General features: G+C 70.8%; 20 protein-coding genes. 8 read left to right on the forward strand and 12 right to left on the reverse strand.

Translation table 11 applies throughout. From position 1 onward, the window contains the following. Window positions 1-4: 4 nt before the first annotated feature. On the forward strand, window positions 5-505 hold the full coding sequence (locus AB0E94_RS11660) for a hypothetical protein (protein ID WP_360325342.1): 501 nt from the start codon (window positions 5-7) through the stop codon (window positions 503-505). Here AB0E94_RS11660 and AB0E94_RS11665 read toward each other — a convergent pair. Genes AB0E94_RS11665 through pdxT form a run of 3 tightly spaced genes read right to left on the reverse strand, consistent with a single transcriptional unit; the run spans window position 502 to window position 2,460 of the window. Next, window positions 502-1,053 (reverse strand): Uma2 family endonuclease, encoded by a 552-nt coding sequence (locus AB0E94_RS11665; protein ID WP_360325343.1) that lies wholly within the window; start codon window positions 1,051-1,053, stop codon window positions 502-504. The genes AB0E94_RS11660 and AB0E94_RS11665 overlap by 4 nt on opposite strands. Before the next feature lie 39 nt (window positions 1,054-1,092). Continuing rightward, a complete protein-coding gene (locus AB0E94_RS11670) occupies window positions 1,093-1,845 on the reverse strand; it encodes a YebC/PmpR family DNA-binding transcriptional regulator (RefSeq protein WP_360325345.1) in 753 nt (250 codons plus the stop codon). Between the two features lie 18 nt (window positions 1,846-1,863). Beyond that, entirely contained in the window at window positions 1,864-2,460 is a 597-nt protein-coding gene (gene pdxT, locus AB0E94_RS11675; RefSeq protein WP_360325347.1) for a pyridoxal 5'-phosphate synthase glutaminase subunit PdxT, read from the reverse strand. A gap of 113 nt (window positions 2,461-2,573) precedes the next feature. Between pdxT and pdxS the strand changes: the two genes are divergently transcribed. Then, window positions 2,574-3,470 (forward strand): pyridoxal 5'-phosphate synthase lyase subunit PdxS, encoded by an 897-nt coding sequence (gene pdxS, locus AB0E94_RS11680; protein ID WP_360325349.1) that lies wholly within the window; start codon window positions 2,574-2,576, stop codon window positions 3,468-3,470. Window positions 3,471-4,357: 887 nt separating this feature from the next. On the opposite strand, the gene AB0E94_RS11685 is transcribed toward pdxS, so the two are convergent. From AB0E94_RS11685 to pgsA, 4 genes are read right to left on the reverse strand one after another with little or no spacing between them, the layout of a single operon-like run. Further along, on the reverse strand, window positions 4,358-4,918 hold the full coding sequence (locus tag AB0E94_RS11685; RefSeq protein WP_360325351.1) for a hypothetical protein: 561 nt from the start codon (window positions 4,916-4,918) through the stop codon (window positions 4,358-4,360). A gap of 30 nt (window positions 4,919-4,948) precedes the next feature. Further along, window positions 4,949-6,085 (reverse strand): glycosyltransferase family 4 protein, encoded by a 1,137-nt coding sequence (locus AB0E94_RS11690; protein ID WP_360325353.1) that lies wholly within the window; start codon window positions 6,083-6,085, stop codon window positions 4,949-4,951. Window positions 6,086-6,093: 8 nt separating this feature from the next. Beyond that, window positions 6,094-6,960: a phosphatidylinositol mannoside acyltransferase gene (locus tag AB0E94_RS11695; protein WP_360325354.1), complete on the reverse strand. Its 867-nt coding sequence runs from the start codon at window positions 6,958-6,960 to the stop codon at window positions 6,094-6,096. Beyond that, a complete protein-coding gene (gene pgsA, locus AB0E94_RS11700; protein ID WP_360325356.1) occupies window positions 6,957-7,577 on the reverse strand; it encodes a phosphatidylinositol phosphate synthase in 621 nt (206 codons plus the stop codon). The genes AB0E94_RS11695 and pgsA overlap by 4 nt, the downstream gene beginning before the upstream one ends. A gap of 176 nt (window positions 7,578-7,753) precedes the next feature. On the opposite strand from pgsA, the gene AB0E94_RS11705 reads away from it, so the two are divergent. Beyond that, entirely contained in the window at window positions 7,754-9,916 is a 2,163-nt protein-coding gene (locus tag AB0E94_RS11705) for an elongation factor G-like protein EF-G2 (RefSeq protein WP_360325358.1), read from the forward strand. Here the strand turns inward: AB0E94_RS11705 and AB0E94_RS11710 are convergent. Continuing rightward, window positions 9,913-11,082 (reverse strand): FAD-dependent monooxygenase, encoded by a 1,170-nt coding sequence (locus tag AB0E94_RS11710; protein ID WP_360325360.1) that lies wholly within the window; start codon window positions 11,080-11,082, stop codon window positions 9,913-9,915. The genes AB0E94_RS11705 and AB0E94_RS11710 overlap by 4 nt on opposite strands. Before the next feature lie 53 nt (window positions 11,083-11,135). Here AB0E94_RS11710 and AB0E94_RS11715 point away from each other — a divergent pair, with 53 nt between their 5' ends. Further along, window positions 11,136-11,741 carry a TetR/AcrR family transcriptional regulator gene (locus AB0E94_RS11715; RefSeq protein WP_360325362.1) on the forward strand — a complete coding sequence of 202 codons (606 nt, stop codon included), beginning with the start codon at window positions 11,136-11,138 and terminating at the stop codon, window positions 11,739-11,741. Here AB0E94_RS11715 and AB0E94_RS11720 read toward each other — a convergent pair. The 3 genes from AB0E94_RS11720 to AB0E94_RS11730 are packed head-to-tail and all read right to left on the reverse strand — an operon-like array spanning window position 11,694 to window position 15,247. Then, window positions 11,694-12,224, reverse strand: coding sequence for an HIT domain-containing protein (locus AB0E94_RS11720; protein WP_360325363.1), 531 nt, complete (start codon window positions 12,222-12,224; stop codon window positions 11,694-11,696). The genes AB0E94_RS11715 and AB0E94_RS11720 overlap by 48 nt on opposite strands. A gap of 60 nt (window positions 12,225-12,284) precedes the next feature. Further along, window positions 12,285-14,282 carry a threonine--tRNA ligase gene (gene thrS / locus AB0E94_RS11725; protein WP_360325365.1) on the reverse strand — a complete coding sequence of 666 codons (1,998 nt, stop codon included), beginning with the start codon at window positions 14,280-14,282 and terminating at the stop codon, window positions 12,285-12,287. A 38-nt stretch (window positions 14,283-14,320) separates the two neighbouring features. Then, a complete protein-coding gene (locus AB0E94_RS11730) occupies window positions 14,321-15,247 on the reverse strand; it encodes an ADP-ribosylglycohydrolase family protein (protein ID WP_360325367.1) in 927 nt (308 codons plus the stop codon). A gap of 96 nt (window positions 15,248-15,343) precedes the next feature. Here AB0E94_RS11730 and AB0E94_RS11735 point away from each other — a divergent pair, with 96 nt between their 5' ends. The 4 genes from AB0E94_RS11735 to AB0E94_RS11750 all read left to right on the forward strand — a co-directional run bounded on the left by AB0E94_RS11735 (window position 15,344) and on the right by AB0E94_RS11750 (window position 20,092). After that, window positions 15,344-16,033: a response regulator transcription factor gene (locus tag AB0E94_RS11735; RefSeq protein ID WP_043525920.1), complete on the forward strand. Its 690-nt coding sequence runs from the start codon at window positions 15,344-15,346 to the stop codon at window positions 16,031-16,033. A gap of 2 nt (window positions 16,034-16,035) precedes the next feature. Then, the gene (locus AB0E94_RS11740) at window positions 16,036-17,457 is read left to right on the forward strand and encodes a HAMP domain-containing sensor histidine kinase (protein WP_360325369.1); all 1,422 of its coding nucleotides are present in this window, start codon (window positions 16,036-16,038) and stop codon (window positions 17,455-17,457) included. A 251-nt stretch (window positions 17,458-17,708) separates the two neighbouring features. Next, window positions 17,709-19,931 (forward strand): RICIN domain-containing protein, encoded by a 2,223-nt coding sequence (locus tag AB0E94_RS11745; protein ID WP_360325370.1) that lies wholly within the window; start codon window positions 17,709-17,711, stop codon window positions 19,929-19,931. Window positions 19,932-19,945: 14 nt separating this feature from the next. Next, complete coding sequence (locus AB0E94_RS11750) at window positions 19,946-20,092, forward strand: hypothetical protein (RefSeq protein ID WP_177319708.1); 147 nt, start codon at window positions 19,946-19,948, stop codon at window positions 20,090-20,092. Here the strand turns inward: AB0E94_RS11750 and AB0E94_RS11755 are convergent. After that, on the reverse strand, window positions 20,083-21,105 hold the full coding sequence (locus AB0E94_RS11755) for an adenosine deaminase (protein WP_360325372.1): 1,023 nt from the start codon (window positions 21,103-21,105) through the stop codon (window positions 20,083-20,085). The genes AB0E94_RS11750 and AB0E94_RS11755 overlap by 10 nt on opposite strands. Window positions 21,106-21,112: the final 7 nt, after the last annotated feature.

Below are 21,112 nucleotides of genomic sequence, written 5' to 3' on the forward strand. Positions count from 1 at the left end.
GCCGATGGACGATGAGCCGCCGGCCGACTACGTCGCGTTCGTCACCCTGCACGCCGCCGGGTTGCGGGCCGAAGCCGCCCGGCTGGTCGGCGGGGCGCCGGTAGCCGAGCAGATCTATCTGGCGGTGCTCACCGACCTGGCCGGCCGGTGGCGGCGGCTGCGATGGCTGGGCCGCACCGAGAGTCACATGCGGGAGCGCCTGACGGCCCGGACCGCGCAGTGGCGCGACGATCAGGTCTACGAGGTCGACGTCCGCGTCCTTCGGCCGCCGGATCCGGTGGTCCCGGTCTTCACTCCGGCCGGCAGCCTGGCGTTACGCAAGGCAAAGATCCTCGGCGGTACGGCCAGAGCCGACCTGGACGCCCTCGCCGACGCGGAGATCGCGTGGGTGCACGCCTACCTGAAATCCCAATGGCGCCGCCTGCTCCGCTATGTGATCGGCAGCATCCTGTTACTGGCCGTGATCGTCCAGTACGTCACCTGGCTCGGCGCCGACCCCGTCTAGGAGCGGTACTCCGCTTCGAGCTCGGAGAGGAGCAGCGACCGCTCCTCAACGTAATCCGGCTCGTCGGCGGTCTCGTCGAGTCGCATGATCGTGACCACGCCTTCGTCGTCGGCGCCGTCCGGAGTCTCCTCGACGATCCAATACTCCGGGATGCCATGTTCGGCATACCAGAGCTTCTTCTCCCGGAACTCGCCGTGCGGGGTGTTCTTCGAGACGATCTCGATGACCAGGCTGAAGTACGACGGCGCCAGATTCGAATACTTGTTGGCGCCGGGTGGAAGCTCGGTCACCACTCCCACGTCGGGGAGCCGGCAGTCTCGCGGCCGGTCTCCACGCACCCCGGGATCCAGGTATGCGTCGAGGCCGGCCGCGTGCAGCATGAACATGAGCCGCCCAGCCAGTTCCTTATGCCAGAAGCTGGTCGGCGCCATGATGACCAGATTTCCGCGGTGCAGCTCGTAGCGGAAACCCTTGGGCAGGAAGATGAGGTCTTCGACATCCAGACTCTCGACCAAGGTCAGGTCGAGCTGGTGCACCGAGGGCGACATGCCCTCATCCTACCTGCCTAGTAGCGCCTTAGCTACCTGTCACTCGTCAATAGCTGCCATTACCTCATCCGAGATGTCGGCGTTCGAGTAGATGTTCTGCACATCATCGCAGTCCTCGAGGACGTCGATCAGCTTGAGCACCTTGCGGGCCGCGTCCTCGTCGAGCGGCACGGTCATCGTCGGCACCAGCGACGACTCGGCCGAGTCGTAGTCGATGCCCGCGTCCTGCAGCGCCGTCCGCACCGCGACCAGGTCGTTCGGCTCGCTGACCACCTCGAACGCGTCGCCCAGGTCGTTGACCTCCTCGGCGCCCGCGTCGAGGACGGCGAGCATCACGTCGTCCTCGCTGGAGCCGCCCTTCGGGACGATGACCACGCCCTTGCGGTTGAACAGGAACGTCACCGAGCCCGCGTCGGCGAACGAGCCGTGGTTGCGGGTGAGCCGGGTGCGCACCTCGGTGGCCGCCCGGTTCCGGTTGTCGGTGAGGCACTCGATCAGGATGGCGACGCCGTTCGGGCCGTACCCCTCGTACATGAACGACTGCCAGTCGGCGCCGCCGGCCTCGGCGCCGGAGCCCCGCTTGACCGCGTTGGTGATGTTGTCATTCGGGACCGAGCTCTTCTTCGCCTTCTGGATGGCGTCGTACAGCGTGGGGTTACCCGACGGGTCACCACCGCCGGTCCGGGCCGCGACCTCGATGTTCTTGATCAGCTTGGCGAACATCTTGCCGCGCTTGGCGTCGATGACGGCCTTCTTGTGCTTGGTCGTCGCCCACTTGGAGTGGCCGGACATGCGTAACCTCCGCTTTGATCAAAGGGCCTGGCGGACCATCTCGACGAAGTACCGATGGACACGAAGGTCGCCGGTGAGCTCCGGGTGGAAAGCCGTGGCGAGCAGGTTCCCCTGCCGAACGGCCACAATCCTACCGGCGGCGTCACCTTCAGCCACGCGGCCCAGCACCCGCACGTCGCGGCCGGTCTCCTCGACCCACGGGGCACGGATGAAGACGGCGTGGAACGGGCCGCCCGCGATCCCCTCGATCTCCACCGGCGCCTCGAACGAGTCGACCTGCCGGCCGAACGCGTTGCGCCGCACGGTCATGTCGATGCCCTGGAACGACTCCTGATCCGGACGGCCGTCGAGCACGCTCGCCGCCAGCATGATCATGCCGGCGCAGGAGCCGTACACGGGCATGCCGTCGGCGATCCGCTTGCGGATCGGGTCGAGGAGCCCGAACGAGACCGCGAGGTTGCTGATCGCGGTCGACTCGCCGCCCGGGATCACCAGGCCGTCGACGTCGGCCAGTTCCTCGGGACGGCGGATCGGCCGGGCCAGCACGTCCGACTCGGCCAGCGCGGAAAGGTGTTCACGCACGTCGCCCTGAAGGGCCAGCACTCCGATGTTCACCGGCCCACCATATAAAGCAGGCCACCGACCGTCCGATTGGCTATCGGAACCGGCGGCACGGCTTCGTAACATCCGTTCCGTCAGCCCGATCCCGCTACGAGGAGCCGAACCACATGTCTGAGAACCAGCCCGCCATCGGAACCGCCCGCGTCAAGCGCGGCATGGCGGAGATGCTCAAGGGCGGCGTGATCATGGACGTGGTCAACGCCGAGCAGGCGAAGATCGCCGAGGACGCGGGCGCCGTCGCGGTCATGGCCCTGGAGCGGGTCCCGGCCGACATCCGTGCGCAGGGCGGCATCTCCCGGATGTCCGACCCCGACATGATCGAGAACATCATCAACACCGTCTCGATCCCGGTGATGGCCAAGGCCCGGATCGGCCACTTCGTCGAGGCCCAGGTCCTCCAGTCGCTCGGCGTCGACTACGTCGACGAGTCCGAGGTGCTGTCCCCCGCCGACTTCGCCAACCACATCGACAAGTGGCAGTTCACCGTGCCGTTCGTCTGTGGCGCCACCAACCTGGGCGAGGCCCTGCGCCGCATCACCGAGGGCGCGGCCATGATCCGCTCCAAGGGCGAGGCGGGCACCGGCGACGTCTCCAACGCCACCACCCACATGCGCAAGATCCGCGCCGAACTCCGCCGCCTCCAGACCCTCCCCGAGGACGAGCTCTACGTGGCCGCGAAGGAGCTCCAGGCCCCGTACGAGCTGGTCAAGGAGGTCGCCGAGGCCGGCAAGCTCCCGGTGGTCCTGTTCACCGCCGGCGGCATCGCCACGCCTGCCGACGCCGCGATGATGATGCAGCTGGGCGCCGAGGGCGTCTTCGTCGGTTCCGGCATCTTCAAGTCCGGCAACCCGGCCCAGCGCGCCGCCGCGATCGTCAAGGCCACCACGTTCCACGACGACCCGGACGTGATCGCCAAGGTCTCCCGCGGCCTCGGCGAGGCCATGGTCGGCATCAACGTCGACGACGAGCCGGTCCCCCACCGTCTCTCCGAGCGCGGCTGGTAGTCCCTTTCGTCACCCTGAGGACCCCGCTTCGGCGGGGTCTTTCTTTTCAACCTGCTTTGGTACGCGTCAAAGCCTTCACAAACTCACCAATCGCCGCCCCGGACTACACCGCGACCATTTGCCCGCCCACCACCGCGACGCGACCGCCGGGGCTGCTGCCCACTCCCGGCCCCAACGCCTTGGACGGCCGTCCAGGGTGATGCCGGGAGCGGACCGTCGAGGGGCGGTCCACCGGCCCCAGCGATGGTCAGCGCACACGTTCGCCGATCGTGTGCGTCCGCTTCGCGCTGACGGGGACAGGCTCACACGTTGTGCCGTCCGTGTGCGCCTGCCGTCGTTCCGGCGAGGGTGAAATCGCACATTGCCGCATCGTGTGCGCTGATCGACGACCCTGATGGCCAATTGAGGAGCCTGTACCTGTAGAACGTGGTGGTGACCGCCGGCGGGCAGAAGCCCTCGGGCCTCCGGGTCTTGATCGAGATCCGGTTTCCGCTGCCGACGCCCGGGGCCAGCGGCACGGCAGGGCTGTTTCCGGCTCTCATCGAACGGCCAGCGGCACGGTAGGACTGCTTCCCGGCCCGGCCGGGCGGCCGGCGGCACTGCACGGCTGCTTCCGCGGCGTTTTAGGGTTTCCCTCGCACCGCCGGGGCCACCTGCGCGGTGTTTCAGGGTTCCTCGCGCACCGCCGGGGTTGGCGGATGTCTGGGTTCGCTGCTGCGACGCTGGTGAGGTTACGCCGCCCGGAAGGGCTGTCCGATGCCCAGCGGCAGGACCCGCCACGTTTCCGCAGGTAGGCGGGTTCCTCTATGGGCCAGCAGAGTCGTCGTCGCGCGCCGGCGACCGCGTCTGACGGCCGCGCACTGGCGACCGGGCCGGTGGTGAGTGGGTCAGCGGGCCGGGGCCGGGAGCGGGGGCTCCGCCGGTGGGGCCGGGGTGGGGACGACCAGAGGCGAGGGCAACGGTGGCAGCTCCGGGAGTACGGGCTCGACGATGTCGAAGTACTCCGGGCGGGGGTAGCGGCGGGCCAGGCGGAGCAACCGGACGAAGACGCGGCGGCGGGCGCTGAGCGCGTCGCGTACCAGATCGGTGTGGACCTGCCGGGCCAGGACCACCCGGCGGCTGGTGGCGATCAGGGTGCGCGCCGCCGGGTCGGCCGGGTCGAGGGTGACCGCCTGCAACTGGCGGGTCAGGTCGTTCTCGGCGGACTCGCGCTCGCCCGGTTCGGCGTCGAGGGCGAGGCGGGCGGCCGCGTAGAGCTCGACCGTCTCGGCCTGTTCGGCGACCACCGCCGCGGCGGCCGCCCGGCGCATCAAGTGCGCGTCGAGGGCACGCTCGGCTGACTGCGCCCGCGTGTGCAGGCGTTCCACCCGCTGGGCGGTCCAGCCGAGGTACGCCGAGAAGATCGCGGCCAGCACGACGACTCCCACCACCCACCACATGCCGGGCATCGTAGTGCCCAACGTTTACAACACCAGTGGTCAGGACCACTCGTCGTCGAAAACTCTCCCATCGGTGGCCTCGATGGCGGTGGCGTAGACCTCGAGCACCCGGTTGGCCACGCTCGGCCAGTCGAACGCCCCGACGGCGAGCCGGGCGCACGATGCCAGCTCGGCGCGGCGGGCCGGATCATCCAGCAGCTCACCCAGCAGCCGGGTGAGGGATGCCTGGTCACCGTTGGGGAAGAGGGCTCCGGCCCGGCCGCCGTCGAGGACCCGGCGGAACGCGTCGAGGTCGCTGGCGGCGATCGTGGCGCCGGCCGCCATCGCCTCGGTGAGGATCATCCCGAAGCTCTCGCCGCCGGTGTTGGGGGCGACGTAGACGTCGACGCTGCGCAGCATCCGGGCCTTGTCCGGTTCGGAGACGAGGCCGAGGAACTCCACCCGGTCGTGGAGCTCCTTGGGGATGTCGTCGTAGAGCTCGTCGCGGTCGCCGGGCCCGGCCACGAGCAGGCGCAGGCCGGGCCGTTCCTGGGCGAGCGTGACGTACGCCGTACGCAGGAGGGGAAAGCCCTTGCGAGGCTCGGTGAAACGGCCGAGGAAACCGAGAGTGCCGCCGTCGCCGGGCCATCCGGGCAAGGGCGCAGCCGAGGCGAATTTGCGGACCGCGACGCCGTTGGGGATCTCGACCGCGCCGCCGCCGAGGTGTTCGACCTGGACCTTGCGGGCGAGTTCGCTGACCGCGATCCGCGCGGTGATCTTCTCCATCACCGGCTGGAGGAAGTTCTGCAGGCCGGCCAGCGCCCGGGAGCGGGTCATCGCGGTGTGGAAGGTGGCGACGACCGGGCCGCGGGCGGAGACCACGGCCAGGAAGGACAGGCTGGGCGAGAACGGCTCGTGCACGTGCAGCACGTCGAACTCGCCCTGTTTGAGCCAGCGCCGGACCCGGGCCGTGGAGATCGGGCCGAACGAGATCCGCGCGACCGAGCCGTTGTAGGGCAGCGGCACGGCCCGCCCGGCGGACACCACGTAGGCGGGCACGTCGGCGTCGTCGTCGGCCGGCGCGAGGACGCTGACCTCGTGGCCGAGTTCGAGCATGGCCTCGGCCAGGTCCATGATGTGGTTCTGCACACCGCCCGGGACGTCGAAGGAGTAGGGCGAGACGATCCCGATCCGCACCGAGCCTCCTAGAGCCAGAGCTTCTGGAGCATGTGCCAGTCCTGCGGGTGGTCGGCGATTCCCGCGGCGTACGCGTCGGCGAGCATCTGGGTGGTCTTCTTGACCCGCTCGTCGAGGGGCCCGTCGGTGGGTGGGACGACCGCACGCATCAGCGACGTGGTGCGGTGCTCGTCGAACCACAGGTCGACCGCGTAGAGCGGCGCGCCGGTGCGGATGGCGAGGATCGCCGGTCCGGCCGGCATCCGGGTGCGCCCGCCGAAGAACTCCACCTCGACGCCGCTCTTGGAGAGGTCACGGTCGCCGAGGAGGGCGACCACCCAGCCTTTCTCCAGGTGTTCGGCGAGTTCGTCGAGTGGTGGCCGCTGCCCGCCGGTGAGCGGGAGCACCTTCATGCCGAGCTTCTCCCGGTACTCCAGGAAGCGGACGAACAGCGACTCGGGTTTGAGCCGCTCGGCGACGGTGATCAGCGGCCAGTCGTGGGAGCACACCCAGGCGCCGGCGACGTCCCAGTTGGCCATGTGCGGCAGCGCCAGGATCACGCCGCGGCCGTCGGCGGCGCCCTTCTTCAGTTTCTGGTAGCTCTCCGGGAGCATGAAGAACCCGTCGAGGAAGTCGGCGCGGCCCTGCGACGGCAGCCGGAACGCCTCCATCCAGTACCTGGCGTAGGACCGCAGCCCGTCCCGGACCAGGGTCTCCGGCATCCCGTCGCCGACGACCTGGCGCAGGTTGCGGCGCAGTCGCTGGGTGGCCGGCCCGTTGCCCTTGTAGGCGCGGTCGGCGGCGGCCCGGAACAGTGCTTTCGCGACCGGCAGCGGCAGCGCGCGCACGATCCCCCACCCGGCCGAGTAGCCGAGATCGATCAGACGGTCCTTCACTCTGTGGAAACCTTCGGCTCGGTCCGGGCGGCGTGGATGAGGCGCTGGAACGCGGTGATCACGGCGAGGGCGGCGAGCACCCACATCGCGGCGGGCATGCCCCAGTCCTGCCCGGCCGCGCCGAGCAGGCCGCCGACACCGACGATGAGCAGCCGTTCCAGGCGTTCGGCGATACCGACGTCGGCGTTCAGGCCGAGGCTTTCGGCGCGGGCCTTCACGTAGGACACGACCTGTCCGAAGACCAGACTGATCAGGGTGGCGACGACTCCGCCGTAGGGGTTGCCCTCGGTCGCCAGGTAGTAGACGACGGCTCCGAAGACGGCGCCGTCGGCGATCCGGTCCATGGAGGAGTCGAGGAGTGCCCCGAACTTCCCGGAACCGCCCCGCATCCGGGCCATTGTGCCGTCGAGCACGTCGGTGAGCGCGAACGCGGTTACGATCACGGTGCCCCAGAGAAGGTGGCCCTGCGAACCGAAGTATGAGCCGATCAGCACACCGACGGTGCCGGCGACGGTGACCGCGTTGGGTGACACCCCGATCCGGAGCAGGAAACGGGCGAGCGGGTTGACGCCGTACGAGACGACGGCACGGGCCGTTGTTTGAACGATCTTTGCCATGGCTGTCTCACCATAACGGCGCGCGACCAGCGGCGGTACGGCCCGGCCCCGGGTTGGCCGTATCGTCACCATCCGGCACCTTTGCAGGGCTGAAGGTCCTTGCGACCACTACCGCGCCGGGTGTGGGATTCAGACAACAGCGGCGTAACAAAGAGGAAACGACGGGAGCGCTCGGCATGGCGCAGAAATCTTCGGAGAAAGGGCTAGCCGGCGCCGGTGCGCCGGTGGTGACCGAGCCCGGCAGAGTTCGCAACGTGGTGCTGGTGGGCCACTCCGGTTCCGGGAAGACGACCCTCGTCGAGGCGCTGCTCGCCGCGACCGGGACGATCCCGCGGGCCGGTGGTGTGGCGGACGGCACCACGGTGACCGACCACGATCCGGCGGCGATCCGGCAGCAGCGCTCGGTGGCGCTGGCCTGCGCTCCGCTGCTGCACGACGACGTGAAGATCAATCTGTTGGACACCCCGGGCTTCGCCGACTTCGTCGGTGAGCTGCGGGCCGGTCTGCGGGCGGCGGACGCGGCCCTGTTCGTGGTGTCCGCGGTCGACGGTGTGGACGACTCCACCGTCGCGCTGTGGGAGGAGTGCGCCGCGGTCGGCATGCCGCGCGCCGTCGCGATCACCCGGCTGGACCATCCGCGCGCCGACTACGAGCAGGCGCTGCAGGACTGCCAGGAGGCGTTCGGCGACAACGTGCTCCCGGTCTTCCAGCCGATGCTCGGTGACGACGGCCAGTCGGTGGCCGGCCTGCTCGGCCTGGTCACGTTACGGGTGCTGGACTACTCGGCGGGCTATCCGCCGGTCGCCCGGGAGGCCGAGCGGGAGCACCTGAACCCGATCGCCGACGACCGGAACACGCTGATCGAGGGCATCATCGCGGAGAGCGAGGACGAGACCCTCATGGACCGGTACGTCGGTGGCGAGCTGATCAGCACCGACGCGCTCATCCCGGACCTGGAGAAGGCCGTCGCGCGGGGCAACTTCTACCCCGTGATCCCGGTCTGCGCGCACACCACGGTCGGCCTCGACGCCCTGCTGGATCTGCTGGTCAGCGGTTTCCCGTCACCGCTGGAGCACGATCTGCCGGTGGTCACCGGGGTGGACGGCTCGCCGCGTTCCCCGATCGTCTGCGACCCGGCCGGCCCGGTGGTGGCCGAGGTGGTGCGCACCACGATCGACCGGCACGTCGGCCGGGTGTCGCTGGTCCGGGTCTTCTCCGGCACCCTGCGGCCGGACCAGACGCTGCACGTCTCCGGGCACGGCATGGCCGAGCGCGGTCACCCGGACCACGACGCCGACGAGCGGGTCGCACACATCTACTCGCCGCTCGGCGCGCAGCTGCGCGAGGTTCCGCAGGCGATCGCCGGCGACATCTGCGCGATCACCAAGTCGGGCAGCGCGGAGACCGGCGACACCCTGTCCGGCAAGGACAATCCGCTGCTGATGGCGCCGTGGTCGATGCCGGAGCCGCTGCTGCCGATCGCCGTGGTGGCCAAGACCCGCTCGGACGAGGACGCGCTCGCCAAGAACCTGGGCCGGCTGGTCGCCGGTGACCCGACGCTGCGGCTGGAGCGCAACCCGGAGACCCATCAGCTGGTGCTCTGGACGATGGGCGAGTCGCACGCCGACGTGGTGCTGGACCGGCTCCGGTCCGGTGGTGTGGAGCTGGACACCGAGCCGGTGAAGGTGGCGTTGCGGGAGACGTTCGGCGCGACGGCCAAGGGCCACGGCCGGCACGTGAAGCAGTCCGGCGGCCACGGCCAGTACGCGGTCTGCGACATCGAGATCGAGCCGCTGCCGCGCGGCGAGGGTTTCGTGTTCGTGGACAAGGTGGTCGGTGGCGCGGTGCCGCACAACTACATCCCGTCGGTGGAGAAGGGTGTCCGGGCCCAGCTGGAGAAGGGCATCGCGGCCGGTTATCCGGTGGTGGACCTGAAGGTGACGCTCTACGACGGCAAGGCGCACAGCGTCGACTCGTCGGACGCGGCCTTCCAGACGGCCGGCGCGCTGGCCCTGCGGGCGGCCGCCGAGCAGGGCGCGATCACCCTGCTGGAGCCGGTGGACGAGATCGAGGTCCGGGTGCCCGACGTCTTCGTCGGCGCGGTGATGAGCGATCTCTCCGGCCGGCGCGGCCGCCCGATGGGCAGCGAGTCAGGCGGGGTCGGCGAGGCGAGCACGGTCCGGGCCGAGGTGCCGGCGACCGAGCTGGTCCGGTACGTGGTGGAGCTGCGCGCCCTCACCTCGGGCACCGGCACGTTCACCCGCCGGTACGTCCGGCACGAGCCGATGCCCCCGCACCTGGCCGAGGCGGTCCGCAAGGAGCACGTCACGGCCCGTTAGATCGTGATGGCGTTGGCCGCCTCGTGCATCGGCGCGAGGATCCTGTCGATCATCTGCTCCTTGCGCGGGTGGTACTTCAGGGTCCGCATGCCGTAGTTGCGGAAGGCGATGCTGAGGCGGCCACCCGGCACCATGTCCTTGGCCATCTTGCGGCCGAAGGCGAGGTTCTTCTCCGCGTACGGCCGCATCTCGCGCTCGTACGCGGCGAACCCGCCGGGGGTGCCCAGGTGGCGGCCGAGCAGGTACGCCCCGACCAGTGCCAGGCTGGTGCCCTGCCCTGAGGCGGGCGCCGGGCAGTGGGCGGCGTCGCCGAGCAGCGCGACCCGCCCGGACGACCAGGACGGCAGCTCGACCTGGCTCATCGAGTCGAAGTAGAAGTCGGGCGCGTCGTCCATCGCGTCCAGGAAGTCCGGCACCCGCCAGCCCTGTCCGGCGAACGCCTCGCGGACCAGCGCCTTCTGCCCGGCGACGTCACGCCGGTCGACGTCCAGTCGTGGTGCGGCGAAGGTGAGGCCGACGCGGGCCGGCTGGTCCGGCTCCATGGCGTACGCGAAGACGAGCCGCCCGGGACGGAAGTACATGACCTCCTCGCGCTCCAGGCCGAGCAGGTTGGGCACGGTGTAGATGGAGATGTACGCGCCCAGGTGGTTCAGCGGAGTCTCGCCCATCACCCGGCGTCTGGTCGCCGAGTGCAGCCCGTCGGCGCCGACCACGTAGTCGAAGCGCCGGGGCGCGCCCTTCTCGAAGGTGACGTCGACCCCGTCCGGGCCGTCCTGGAGGGTGTCGACGGCGTCGCCGAACACGTACTCCACCCGGTCGGCGGTGGCGTCGTGCAGGATCCGGCTCAGGTCCCACCGCATGATCTCCAGGTCGTCGCCGCGCCGTCCCATCAGCAGGTCGGCCGGGAGGGCGGCGATCGGGCCGCCGTTGCTCTTGACGTAGGTGATCCGCCGCATCCCGGTGTCGGCGGCCTGGCAGGCGGCGAGCAGGCCCATCTTGCGCAGCACCTCGGTGGCCGAGCCGCGCACGTCCACCTTGTAGCCGGCCTCCCGCAGCCCGCCGGCCCGCTCCACGACGGTGACCTGGAAGCCCCGCCCGGCCAGCCAGAAGGCGAGAGCCGGACCGCCGATGCCGGCGCCTGAGATCAAGACCCGTGAGTTCGTCATGCACTTACTATACAAACGTCTTATACGTTTGTATAGAAGTTAGGATCTCCGGCATGGGTCACCGCGAGGAGCTGCTGCGAGGCGCCAAGAAGGCACTGCTCGAGAAGGGGTATGCGCGGACCACGGCGCGCGACATCGTGGCGCTGTCCGGCACCAACCTGGGCTCGATCGGCTACCACTACGGCTCCACCGAGGCCCTGATGACCGCCGCGATGCTCAGCGCCATCGAGGAGTGGGGTGAAGCGCTCGGCCAGGCGCTCGGCGCGCCCGAGCCGGACGAGGACGACACCGCCGACCCGATGCTGCGCTTCTGGCGGCGGGTGATCCGGTCGATCCAGGCCGACCGGCAACTCTGGCTGGCCAGCATCGAGGCGATGCTGCAGGCCGAGCACAACCCGGCGCTGCGCGAGCAGATGGCGGGCGGCATGCACGCCGGCCGGTCCGGCATGGCGGCGCTGCTCACCGGCATCCCGGAGGATCAGATCCCGATGGAGACCGTGCGCTCGCTCGGCGCGGTGCAGATGGCGCTGATGTCCGGGGTGCTCACCCAGTGGCTCACCGATCCGTCGAGCGCCCCGTCGGCCGAGGAGGTGGTCGCCGGGATCCGCGCGCTAGGCGGGCCAGGCTTTGGTCAGCAGCTCACGGGTGTCGGCGAGTAACTGCGGGAGCACCTTGGTCAAGCCGATCACCGGCATGAAGTTGGCGTCGCCACCCCACCTCGGCACGATGTGCTGGTGCAGGTGGGCGGCGATGCCGGCACCGGCGATGGCGCCCTGGTTCATACCCAGGTTGAAACCGTGCGGGCTGCTCACCGTCCGCATCACCCGCATCGCGGTCCGGGTGAAGGCCGCCACCTCGACGGTCTCCTCCTCGGTCAGGTCGGTGTAGTCGGCCACGTGCCGGTAGGGACAGACCATCAGATGACCGGGGTTGTACGGATACAGATTGAGCAGCGCGAACACCAGCTCACCCCGGGCCACCACCAGCGACTGCGCCTCAGGCAGCGCGGGAGCCAGACAGAACGGGCAGCCGGCCGGTTTCTCGTAACCACCCTCGGGCCGGTCCTCGCCCTGGACGTAGGCCAACCGGTACGGCGTCCAGAGCCGCTCCAGCCCGTCCGGATCGCCTGCCCGTTCGCTCACGATCGCATCCTATGCGCACGCGGCCGGTTCCCCACGGCGGGAAACCGGCCACGGCGAAGATCAGGCGGCGGAGGGCCCGACGTTGGTACGGGAGCGGACCACCTCGACCACGTGCGCGACCGCCTCGTCGATCGAGACACCGTTGCGCTGCGAGCCGTCCCGGTATCGGAACGACACGGTGCCGCCGCTGACGTCGTCGTCACCGGCGATCGCCATGAACGGGATCTTCTGCTGCTGCGCGGTGCGGATCTTCTTCTGCATCCGGTCGGTGGAGTAGTCCACCTCGGCACGGATGCCGGCCTTCTTCAGCTTGCCGACAAACTCGGCCAGATAGTCGGCGTGGTCATCGCGGATCGGGATGCCGACCACCTGCACCGGCGCCAGCCAGGCCGGGAACGCGCCGGCGTAGTGCTCGACCAGCACGCCGAAGAACCGCTCGATCGAGCCGAACTTCGCCGAGTGGATCATCACCGGCTCCTGCCGGGTGCCGTCCGCCGCCTGGTACTCCAGGCCGAACCCGGCAGGCTGGTTGAAGTCGTACTGGATGGTCGACATCTGCCAGGTCCGGCCGATCGCGTCCTTGGCCTGCACGCTGATCTTCGGGCCGTAGAAGGCCGCGCCACCCGGGTCCATCACCAGCTCCAGGCCGGACTCGGTCGCGACGTCGGCCAGGACCTTGGTGGCCTTCTCCCACTGCTCGTCGGTGCCGATGAACTTCGAGCTGTCCGGGTCGCGGGTCGACAGCTCCAGGTAGTAGTCGTCCAGGCCGAAGTCGTCGAGCAGCGAACGCACGAAGTTCAGCAGGTGCTTGATCTCGCCCGGGGCCTGCTCGGCGGTCACGTACGAGTGCGAGTCGTCCTGGGTCAGGCCACGCACCCGGGTCAGGCCGTGCACCACGCCGGACTTCTCGTAGCGGTACACCGTGCCGAACTCGAACAGGCGCATCGGCAGCTCACGGTAGGACCGCCCGCGCGACCTGAAGATCAGGTTGTGCATCGGGCAGTTCATCGCCTTGAGGTAGTAGTTCGCCCCCTCCAGCTCCATCGGGGGGAACATCGTGTCCTTGTAGTACGGCAGGTGGCCCGAGGTGTGGAACAGGCCCTCCTTGGTGATGTGCGGGCTGCCGACGTACTGGAAGCCCTCCTCGATGTGGCGGGCGCGGACGTAGTCCTCCATCTCGCGCTTGATCACGCCACCCTTCGGGTGGAACACCACCAGACCCGACCCGATTTCATCGGGGAAGGAGAAGAGGTCCAGCTCGGTGCCCAGCTTACGGTGATCCCGGCGCTCGGCCTCGGCAAGACGGGTGAGGTACGCCTTGAGCTCGTCCCGCGACGGCCACGCCGTCCCGTAGATCCGCTGGAGCTGCGGGTTCTTCTCCGAGCCACGCCAGTAGGCGGCGGCCGAGCGCATCAGCTTGAACGCCGGGATGAGCCGGGTCGACGGCAGGTGCGGGCCACGGCACAGGTCGCCCCAGACGCGGTTGCCGTCCTTGTCGACGTTGTCGTAGTGGGTCAGCTCGCCGGCGCCGACCGCGGCCGCCTCGGCGTCCACGTCGCCCTTGATGTCGACCAGCTCGAGCTTGAACGGCTCGGCCTTCAGCTCGGCCTTAGCCTCGTCGAGCGTGCCGTACTCCCGGCGGTGGAAGGTCTGCCCGGCCTTGACGATCTCCTGCATCCGCTTCTCGAGCTTCGCCAGGTCGTCCGGCTGGAACGGCTTCTCCACGTCGAAGTCGTAGTAGAACCCGTCCCGGATCGGCGGGCCGATGCCCAGCTTCGCCTCCGGGAACACGTCCTGCACGGCCTGGGCCAGCACGTGCGCGGTGGAGTGGCGCAGGACGTCGAGCCCGTCCGGGGTGTCGATCGCGACCGGGGTCACCTCGGTGTCGGCGGCCGGCGCCCAGGCCAGGTCGCGCAGCCGGCCGTCGGCCTCACGGACCACCACGACCGCCTTCGGCCCGTGGGCGGGAAGCCCGGCGGCGGCCACCGCGTCGGCCGCCGTAGTCCCGGCCGGGACGACTAGTGGGTCGGCCACGACGGGTGTACGGGGTGCAGACACGGTGATCTCCATTCAGACGGCGATGAGTCGCCCTGATGCTATCCGCCTGCGGATTGCTCCCCGCTCGCGGCGGCCAGCCACGCCGGAAGCGGCTCCCGGCGGGCGATCCAGTCACCCGGGATGCCGTCGATCCCGGTGTAGGCCGCGACCACTCCCCCGGCGATCGCCGCCGTCGTGTCGACGTCACCGCCCGCGACCACGCACGCCGCCACCGCCGCCGGGAAGTCGTCCAGGTAGCGGTCGGCGACCCAGAGCGCGAACGGCACGGTGTCCTGCGCGGTCGCCTGGCCGCCGTTGCCCAGCCGCTCGGCCGCCTCGGCCACCCCGCCCCGCACCGACGTGGTGAGCCCGTCCCGGACCACGCTCGGCGCGGTGTGTGCGGCGGCGGCGCGCAACAACTGGCCGGGGTCGGGACGGTGGCCGTTGAGGCGAGCGGCGGCGGCGAACGCGGCGGCCACCGACACCGCCACCCCACCGGCTATGCCCTCCGGATGCGCGTGGGTGACCTCGGCTGCGCGTACCCCCTGAGTCGCCGCATGGGACAGCGAATCCGCATGCCAGGCGCCCAGCGGCGCGGCCCGCATCGCCGCGCCGTTTCCGCAGGAGCCCTGGCCGTTGAAGGCCGCGGCGGCGGCGATCGGCCAGGGCAGGCCCTCGCGGATCTCGCGGAGCATGACCACCGCGCCCGGACCGTAACCGCGGTAGGGCTCGAACCTGGCGGCCAGCAGCTCGGCGAACGCGTCCCGGTCGAAGTCGCCCTCGGCCAGCGTGGTGACCAGGCAGCAGGCCTGCTCGGTGTCGTCGGTCCACTCCCAGGGCGCGGCCGGCACCCGGGCGTCGAGGAGGTCGGCGGGCTTGTTGCCGGGCACGAAATACTGCGCTCCGAGGGCGTCGCCGACGCTGAGACCGGCGAGGCTGTCCAGGGCGAGAGCGAGGCGGGTACCGGGGAAAAGTGTGAATGACATCGGTACTTCGGATCGTATTCCATCACTGAGCGTCATCAAAGACTCTCGTTCGATCACCCTTTAGGTTCTCCCCGTCCGGGACGCTACGGTCTTCGCATGGCCACGGTGTTGCTCGTCGAAGACGACCATGTCGTGCGTGGCGCCATGCTCCGTTCGCTAGCCGACCGCGGGCACGCCGTGCACGCCGTCGGCACCGCTCTGGAGGCGCTCCGGCGGGTCGCCGCGGAGACGCCTGACCTGGTCGTTCTCGACCTCGGGCTGCCCGACCTGGACGGGTCGGACGCGCTGCGGATGCTCCGTGGCATCACCGACGTGCCGATCATCATCGCCACCGCGCGCGACGACGAGCAGACCGTCGTCCGGCTGCTGCGGGCCGGCGCCGACGACTACATGGTGAAGCCGTTCACCGGCGCCCATCTGGACGCGCGAATAGCCACCGTGCTGCGCCGCGTCGGCCGGGCCAGCCGCGCCGCGCAGCCGGCCGTCCACGAGGTGGGCGAGCTCCGGGTCGACGTCGGCGAGCGCAGCGCCACCCTCGGCGATCAGCCGCTGGCGCTGACCCGCAAGGAGTTCGACCTGCTGGCCTACCTCGCCGCCCGTCCGGGCCGAGTGGTTTCCCGTCGTGAGCTGTTGGAGGAGGTATGGCGACAGCCATCGGTCGGCGAGGACCAGACCATCGACGTGCATTTGTACTGGCTTCGCCGGAAACTGGGCGAGTCCGCGGCGAAGCCCCGCTACCTGCGCACCGTGCGGGGGGTCGGATTCCGGTTGGTGGCGCCGGACTGAGGTTGCGGCTGGCGTACACCACCGCCGCCACGACCGCCGTCGCCGCGCTGGCCTTCCTGGTCCCGCTCGGCTGGGAGCTGCGCAACGACCACCGCGAGGCCGCCCTGGCCGAGGCCGCGCAGCGCACCTCGACGGTGGCCGGCGCGATCGCGGCCGGCGCAGCTGAGAAAGGTGTCGCTGCCGCGATCGCCGCCGCCGGTGGCGCCCCGGTCGTGCACACGCCGGGGCTGTCCGCCGCCGCCGGCGGACGCGCCGACCCGGGGCTGATCGACCGGGCCGCGGTCGCGACCGAGCCGACGATCGAGGCCGTCGACGGCGGCATGGTCCGCCTCCAGCCGGTCACCGCCGGCGGCAAGACCCTGGTGGTCGAGGCGTTCGTGCCGGACGCGGAGCTCGACCACAACACCGCCCGGGACTGGTGGCTGCTGCTCGGCCTGGCCGTGGTGCTGGTCGGCGGGGCCGTCGTGGTGGTGGACCGGCTGGCCCGGGGCGCGGTCAACTCGGCCCGGCACCTGGTCGACGCGGCCCTCGCGGTGGGCGACGGCGACCTGGAGGCACGGGTCTCCCCGTCCGGGCCACGGGAGCTGACCGAGGCCGGCTACGCCTTCAACCGGATGGCGGACCGCCTGGTGACCTCCCGGACCGACGAGCGTGAGCTGGTCGCCGACCTGTCGCACCGGCTGCGGACCCCGCTGACCGCGCTGCGGCTGGACGCCGAGGCGCTCGACCCGGACGACACCCAGATCATCGACCTCACCGCCGACGAGGTGGACCGCCGTCGCGGCATCCGGCGGATCCGGACCGCGATCGCCACCCTGGAGGACGAGGTCAACCATCTGATCACCACCACCCGCCAGGCGGTCGCCGACCGGGTCGCCGCCGAGCCGGAGGACGGGCTCTGCGACGCCAGCGAGGTGGTCCGGGAGCGGATGATGTTCTGGTCGGCGCTCGCCGCCGACCAGGACCGGCAGTACCGGGTGGTCGGCGCGCACCTGCGCATCCCGGTGCCGGTGGCCCGCGCCGAGCTGGCCGCCGCGCTGGACGCGGTGCTGGGCAACGTGTTCCGGTACACCCCGCAGGGCACCGCCTTCGAGGTGGCGCTCTCCCGCCGGGACGGCTGGGTGGCGCTGCGCATCGACGACGCCGGGCCGGGCATCCCCGACCCGGAGAAAGCGCTGCGCCGCGGCCAGAGCCAGCAGGGTTCCACCGGACTGGGACTGGACATCGCGCGCCGGGTGGCTCAGGCTACCGGCGGCTCGTGCAGTCTGGACCGGGCCGTGATGGGTGGGGCGAGCGTGGTGATGATGCTGGCCGACGCGGACGCCACTCCGAAACAACCGAGCCGGTTCGGGCTGGTCGGGCGGGGCCGGCCGGCACGCGACCGTGACCCGGGACGACGACGCTGGCAACGAGGACGGGAATGAGCAAGGGCTTCCATCGCCGCGACCCCATCGAGGACCGTGTCCCCCGGAAGACACAGCGCTTGCTTATATCTGCTTTAAGAAGGTTCCCCTTCGCCACCCGGACTGGCAATGTTCCGTCCGATCCCATCCGGCTTCCCGGATCGCAACCCGCAGCGCGTCCCCATCGCCGCGATCCACGAAGCCAGCGCGCGGTGGGAGGCGGTCACCCCATGGACCCCTCCCACCGCCAACCCGCTCGACAAGGAGACGCCGTGTCCGCGCATCGCCGGCCGACGTTCCGCGGGTCGCCGCCTGGACGGCGCCGCGCGGCGGGTACCCCGAAGACTCCACCGCCACGCTCCGCTACTTTCCGGCTGCTTCCGGTAGCCCTCGGCCTGGCACTGCTCGGCGTCGGCGGCGTGGTCGGCCCCAGCGTGATCAACTACGGTCCGGCGGAGGACGACTACTCGCTGACCGCTCTCCCGGCTGATGCTCCTGAGCAGGGGCTCGTCTACAGCGGCCTGAAACTGGCGGCGTCCGGTTCGGTCTGCGCCGGGGCCTACCTGGTGTTCGAGGAGACCTGCACGCACGGCCCCGACCCGGCGCCGGACGGCCTCTCGGTCCGCCGCGGCGTCGCCCCGGTGACCGCGGGCAGTGACGAGGTGACGGTGGTCCGGCGGGAGACCGGCGGGGTGCCCGGCGACGCCGAGATCGCCCGCGACGAGGGCGGCAGCGCGATCACCGCGGACGCCCCGGCCCTGATCCCGGACGCCGCGCCCGGTCAGGCCGACTTCATCCTCGGCCCGGACGACGTGGCCTGCGCCGGCGACGGCCGCACCGGCAAGCGGGTGCAGCTGCTCTACCTGCACGAGTCGGCGTCGGCCAGCCGGTACGGCAAGTTCCTCAACTCGTTCCGTACCTGGGCGGCAGGTGTCGACGCGATCTACGACGCGAGCGCCGGCGAGACCGGGGGCTCGCGCCACATCCGGTACGTGACGACGCCCGAGTGCCGCCCCGACGTGGCCGAGGTGCAGCTGCCGGACGGCTCGCTGCGCTCGTTCGCCTCGACCATCGACGCGCTGCGCGGCCTCGGCTACAACCGGGCCGACCGCAAGTACCTGATGTTCGCCGACACGAACCTCTACTGCGGCATCTCCACGTACGTCAACGACACCCGTCCCGGCCGTGGCAACCGCAACAACGGCGGCCCGTCGTACTCCCGGGTCGACTCCGGCTGCTGGAGCGCCACGATGGCCGCCCACCAGCTGACCCACGCCCTCGGCGCGGTGCTGACCGACTCGCCGAACGCGACCGGCGCGGGCAGCTGCCTCGACGAGTACGACCTGCTGTGCGGCAAGGACCGGACCGGCAAGCCGGTGAAGAACGTGTGCCCGAAGAAGAACGACAACCGCCTCGACTGCGGTCACGACGACTACTTCAGCACCAACCCGGAGCCGGGCAGCTACCTGTCCGACCACTGGAACGTGGCGCTCAGCGAGTTCCTGCTGCGCAGCGACGGTGGCGACGACATCCCGGACGTGCCCGGCGCCGCGGTGCCCGACCAGGACGCGCCGGACGCGCAGCCGTCGGCGAGCCCGTCGGTCCCCGGCCCGTCGGTCAGCGCCCCGGCCCCCGGCGCCAGCGCCGGCGCACCGAGCCCGAGCGTGTCGGCGACCGTGCCGGTTCTCCCGGACCCGGCCGCCTCGACGCCGGTGGCGCAGATCCCGGTGACCCCGGTCGCCCAGCACCGCCCGACCGCCACACCCCCGGCCGGCACCGGCGACAGCGACGGCGCCGGTGCACCGCCCGGTGTCACCAACGACGGCGTGCAGGCGGTGCTGGAGATCCGGGAGGCGACGAGCGGCTCGGTCCGGCTGATCTGGAGCGCCGGCTCGAACGACGCCGACTACGAGGTGCTCGTCGACGGCGAGCCGGTGGCCACCACCCGCGCCACCCGGGCCCGCCTGATCGGTCTCCGGCCGGACGCGAGATACCTGGTCGAGATCCGCAACCGCAAGCTCGGCTACCTGGCCAAGGGCACCGCGTCGACGGCGCCGGCGGCCAGCCCGGTGCAGAACTCGTGGTTCGTGCTGACCAACTCGCTGACCGGCGGCGCGGCCGACCTGTACGCGGCCCGGTCCACCGACGGCACCCCGGTGACGCTCGGCAGCGACGAGGGCGGCACCCAGCAGCAGTGGCAGCTGGTGCCGGCCGGGAACAACAGCTACTCGCTGGTCTCGAAGGCCAGCAACAGGTGCGCCATCCCGCTCGGCGGCTCGGTGGTCGCCGGAGCGCCTCTGGTGCAGGGTGACTGCCAGGCCGGTACCGCGGCCCGGTGGACCCTGCGGGCGTCGGCGTACGGCTTCACGATCCGCGCCGCCTCCGGTGATCTGGTGATCGGGGTGGGCGCACAGCGCTTCGGCACGCAACGCGTGCTGGTGCTACAGGAGGACGCCGAGCAGCGGCACCAGAGCTGGACTGCTGTGCCGGACTGACGGGAGAAGAAGCGATGCCCGATGTGCTGAGCAGGCCGGAGACCGAGCCGGACGACAATCCGGCCCGGTTCACCCGGCGACGGCTGCTGCGCTGGCTGACGATCCTCACGATCGGCACCCTGACGATGGTCGCCTGCTGGCAGGACCCGCTCTACCCCTGAGCGGTGGTGTAGGCGTCGATCTCGGCGATCAGCGCCGCCTTGCCCTCGGCGGAGTGGAAGCTGTGCCGAACGGCGTCGCGGGCCAGGTCCGCGACGCCGTTCGGGTCCAGCTTCAGCAGGCGGGCCGCGGTCGCGTACTCCTGCTCCAGGGTGGTGCCGAACATCGGCGGGTCGTCGGAGTTGACGCTGATCGGGACCCCGGCCGCCACCAGCGTGGTGATCGGGTGCTCCTCGATGTCGGCGACGGCCCGGGTGCGCAGATTGGACGTCGGGCACACCTCGAGCGGGATGCCGTGTTCGGCGAGGTGGGCCATCAGCCGCTCGTCCTGGGCGGCGGCGATGCCGTGCCCGATCCGCTCGGCGCCGAGCTCACGCAGCGCGTCCCAGATCGTCTCCGGCCCGGTGGTCTCGCCGGCGTGCGGGACGCTGTGCAGGCCGGCGGCCCGCGCCTGGTCGAACCAGGGCTTGAACTGTGGCCGCGGAACGCCGATCTCCGGCCCGCCGAGTCCGAAACTGATCAGACCTTCGGGCCGCTCGTCGAGGGCGACCCGCAGCGTCTCCTCGGCGGCCGGCAGGCCGGCCTCGCCCGGGATGTCGAAGCACCAGCGCAGATCCACCCCGAAGTCGCGGGCGGCTCCGGCGCGGGCGTCCTCGATCGCCTCGCAGAACGCCTTGGCCGCGATGCCCCGCCGCACGCTGGAGTAGGGCGTGACGGTCAGCTCCGCATACCGCACGTTCTGCCGGCCCAGCTCGCGCCCGATCTCGTAGGTGAGCAGCCGGACGTCCTCGTCGTCGCGGATCAGGTCGACGACGCTCAGGTAGATCTCGATGAAGTGCGCGAAGTCCCGGAACTCGAAGTAGTCGGCGAGCAGCGCCGGGTCGGCCGGCACCGGCGAACTGCCCTCGTGCCGGGCGGCCAGCTCGGCGACGATGCGCGGTGACGCCGAGCCGACGTGGTGGACGTGCAGCTCGGCCTTGGGCAGGCCGGCGATGAACGACGTCAGGTCGGTCAAGAGAGTT

The sequence above is a fragment of the Actinoplanes sp. NPDC026670 genome (assembly GCF_040638175.1).
Classification (GTDB): domain Bacteria; phylum Actinomycetota; class Actinomycetes; order Mycobacteriales; family Micromonosporaceae; genus Actinoplanes.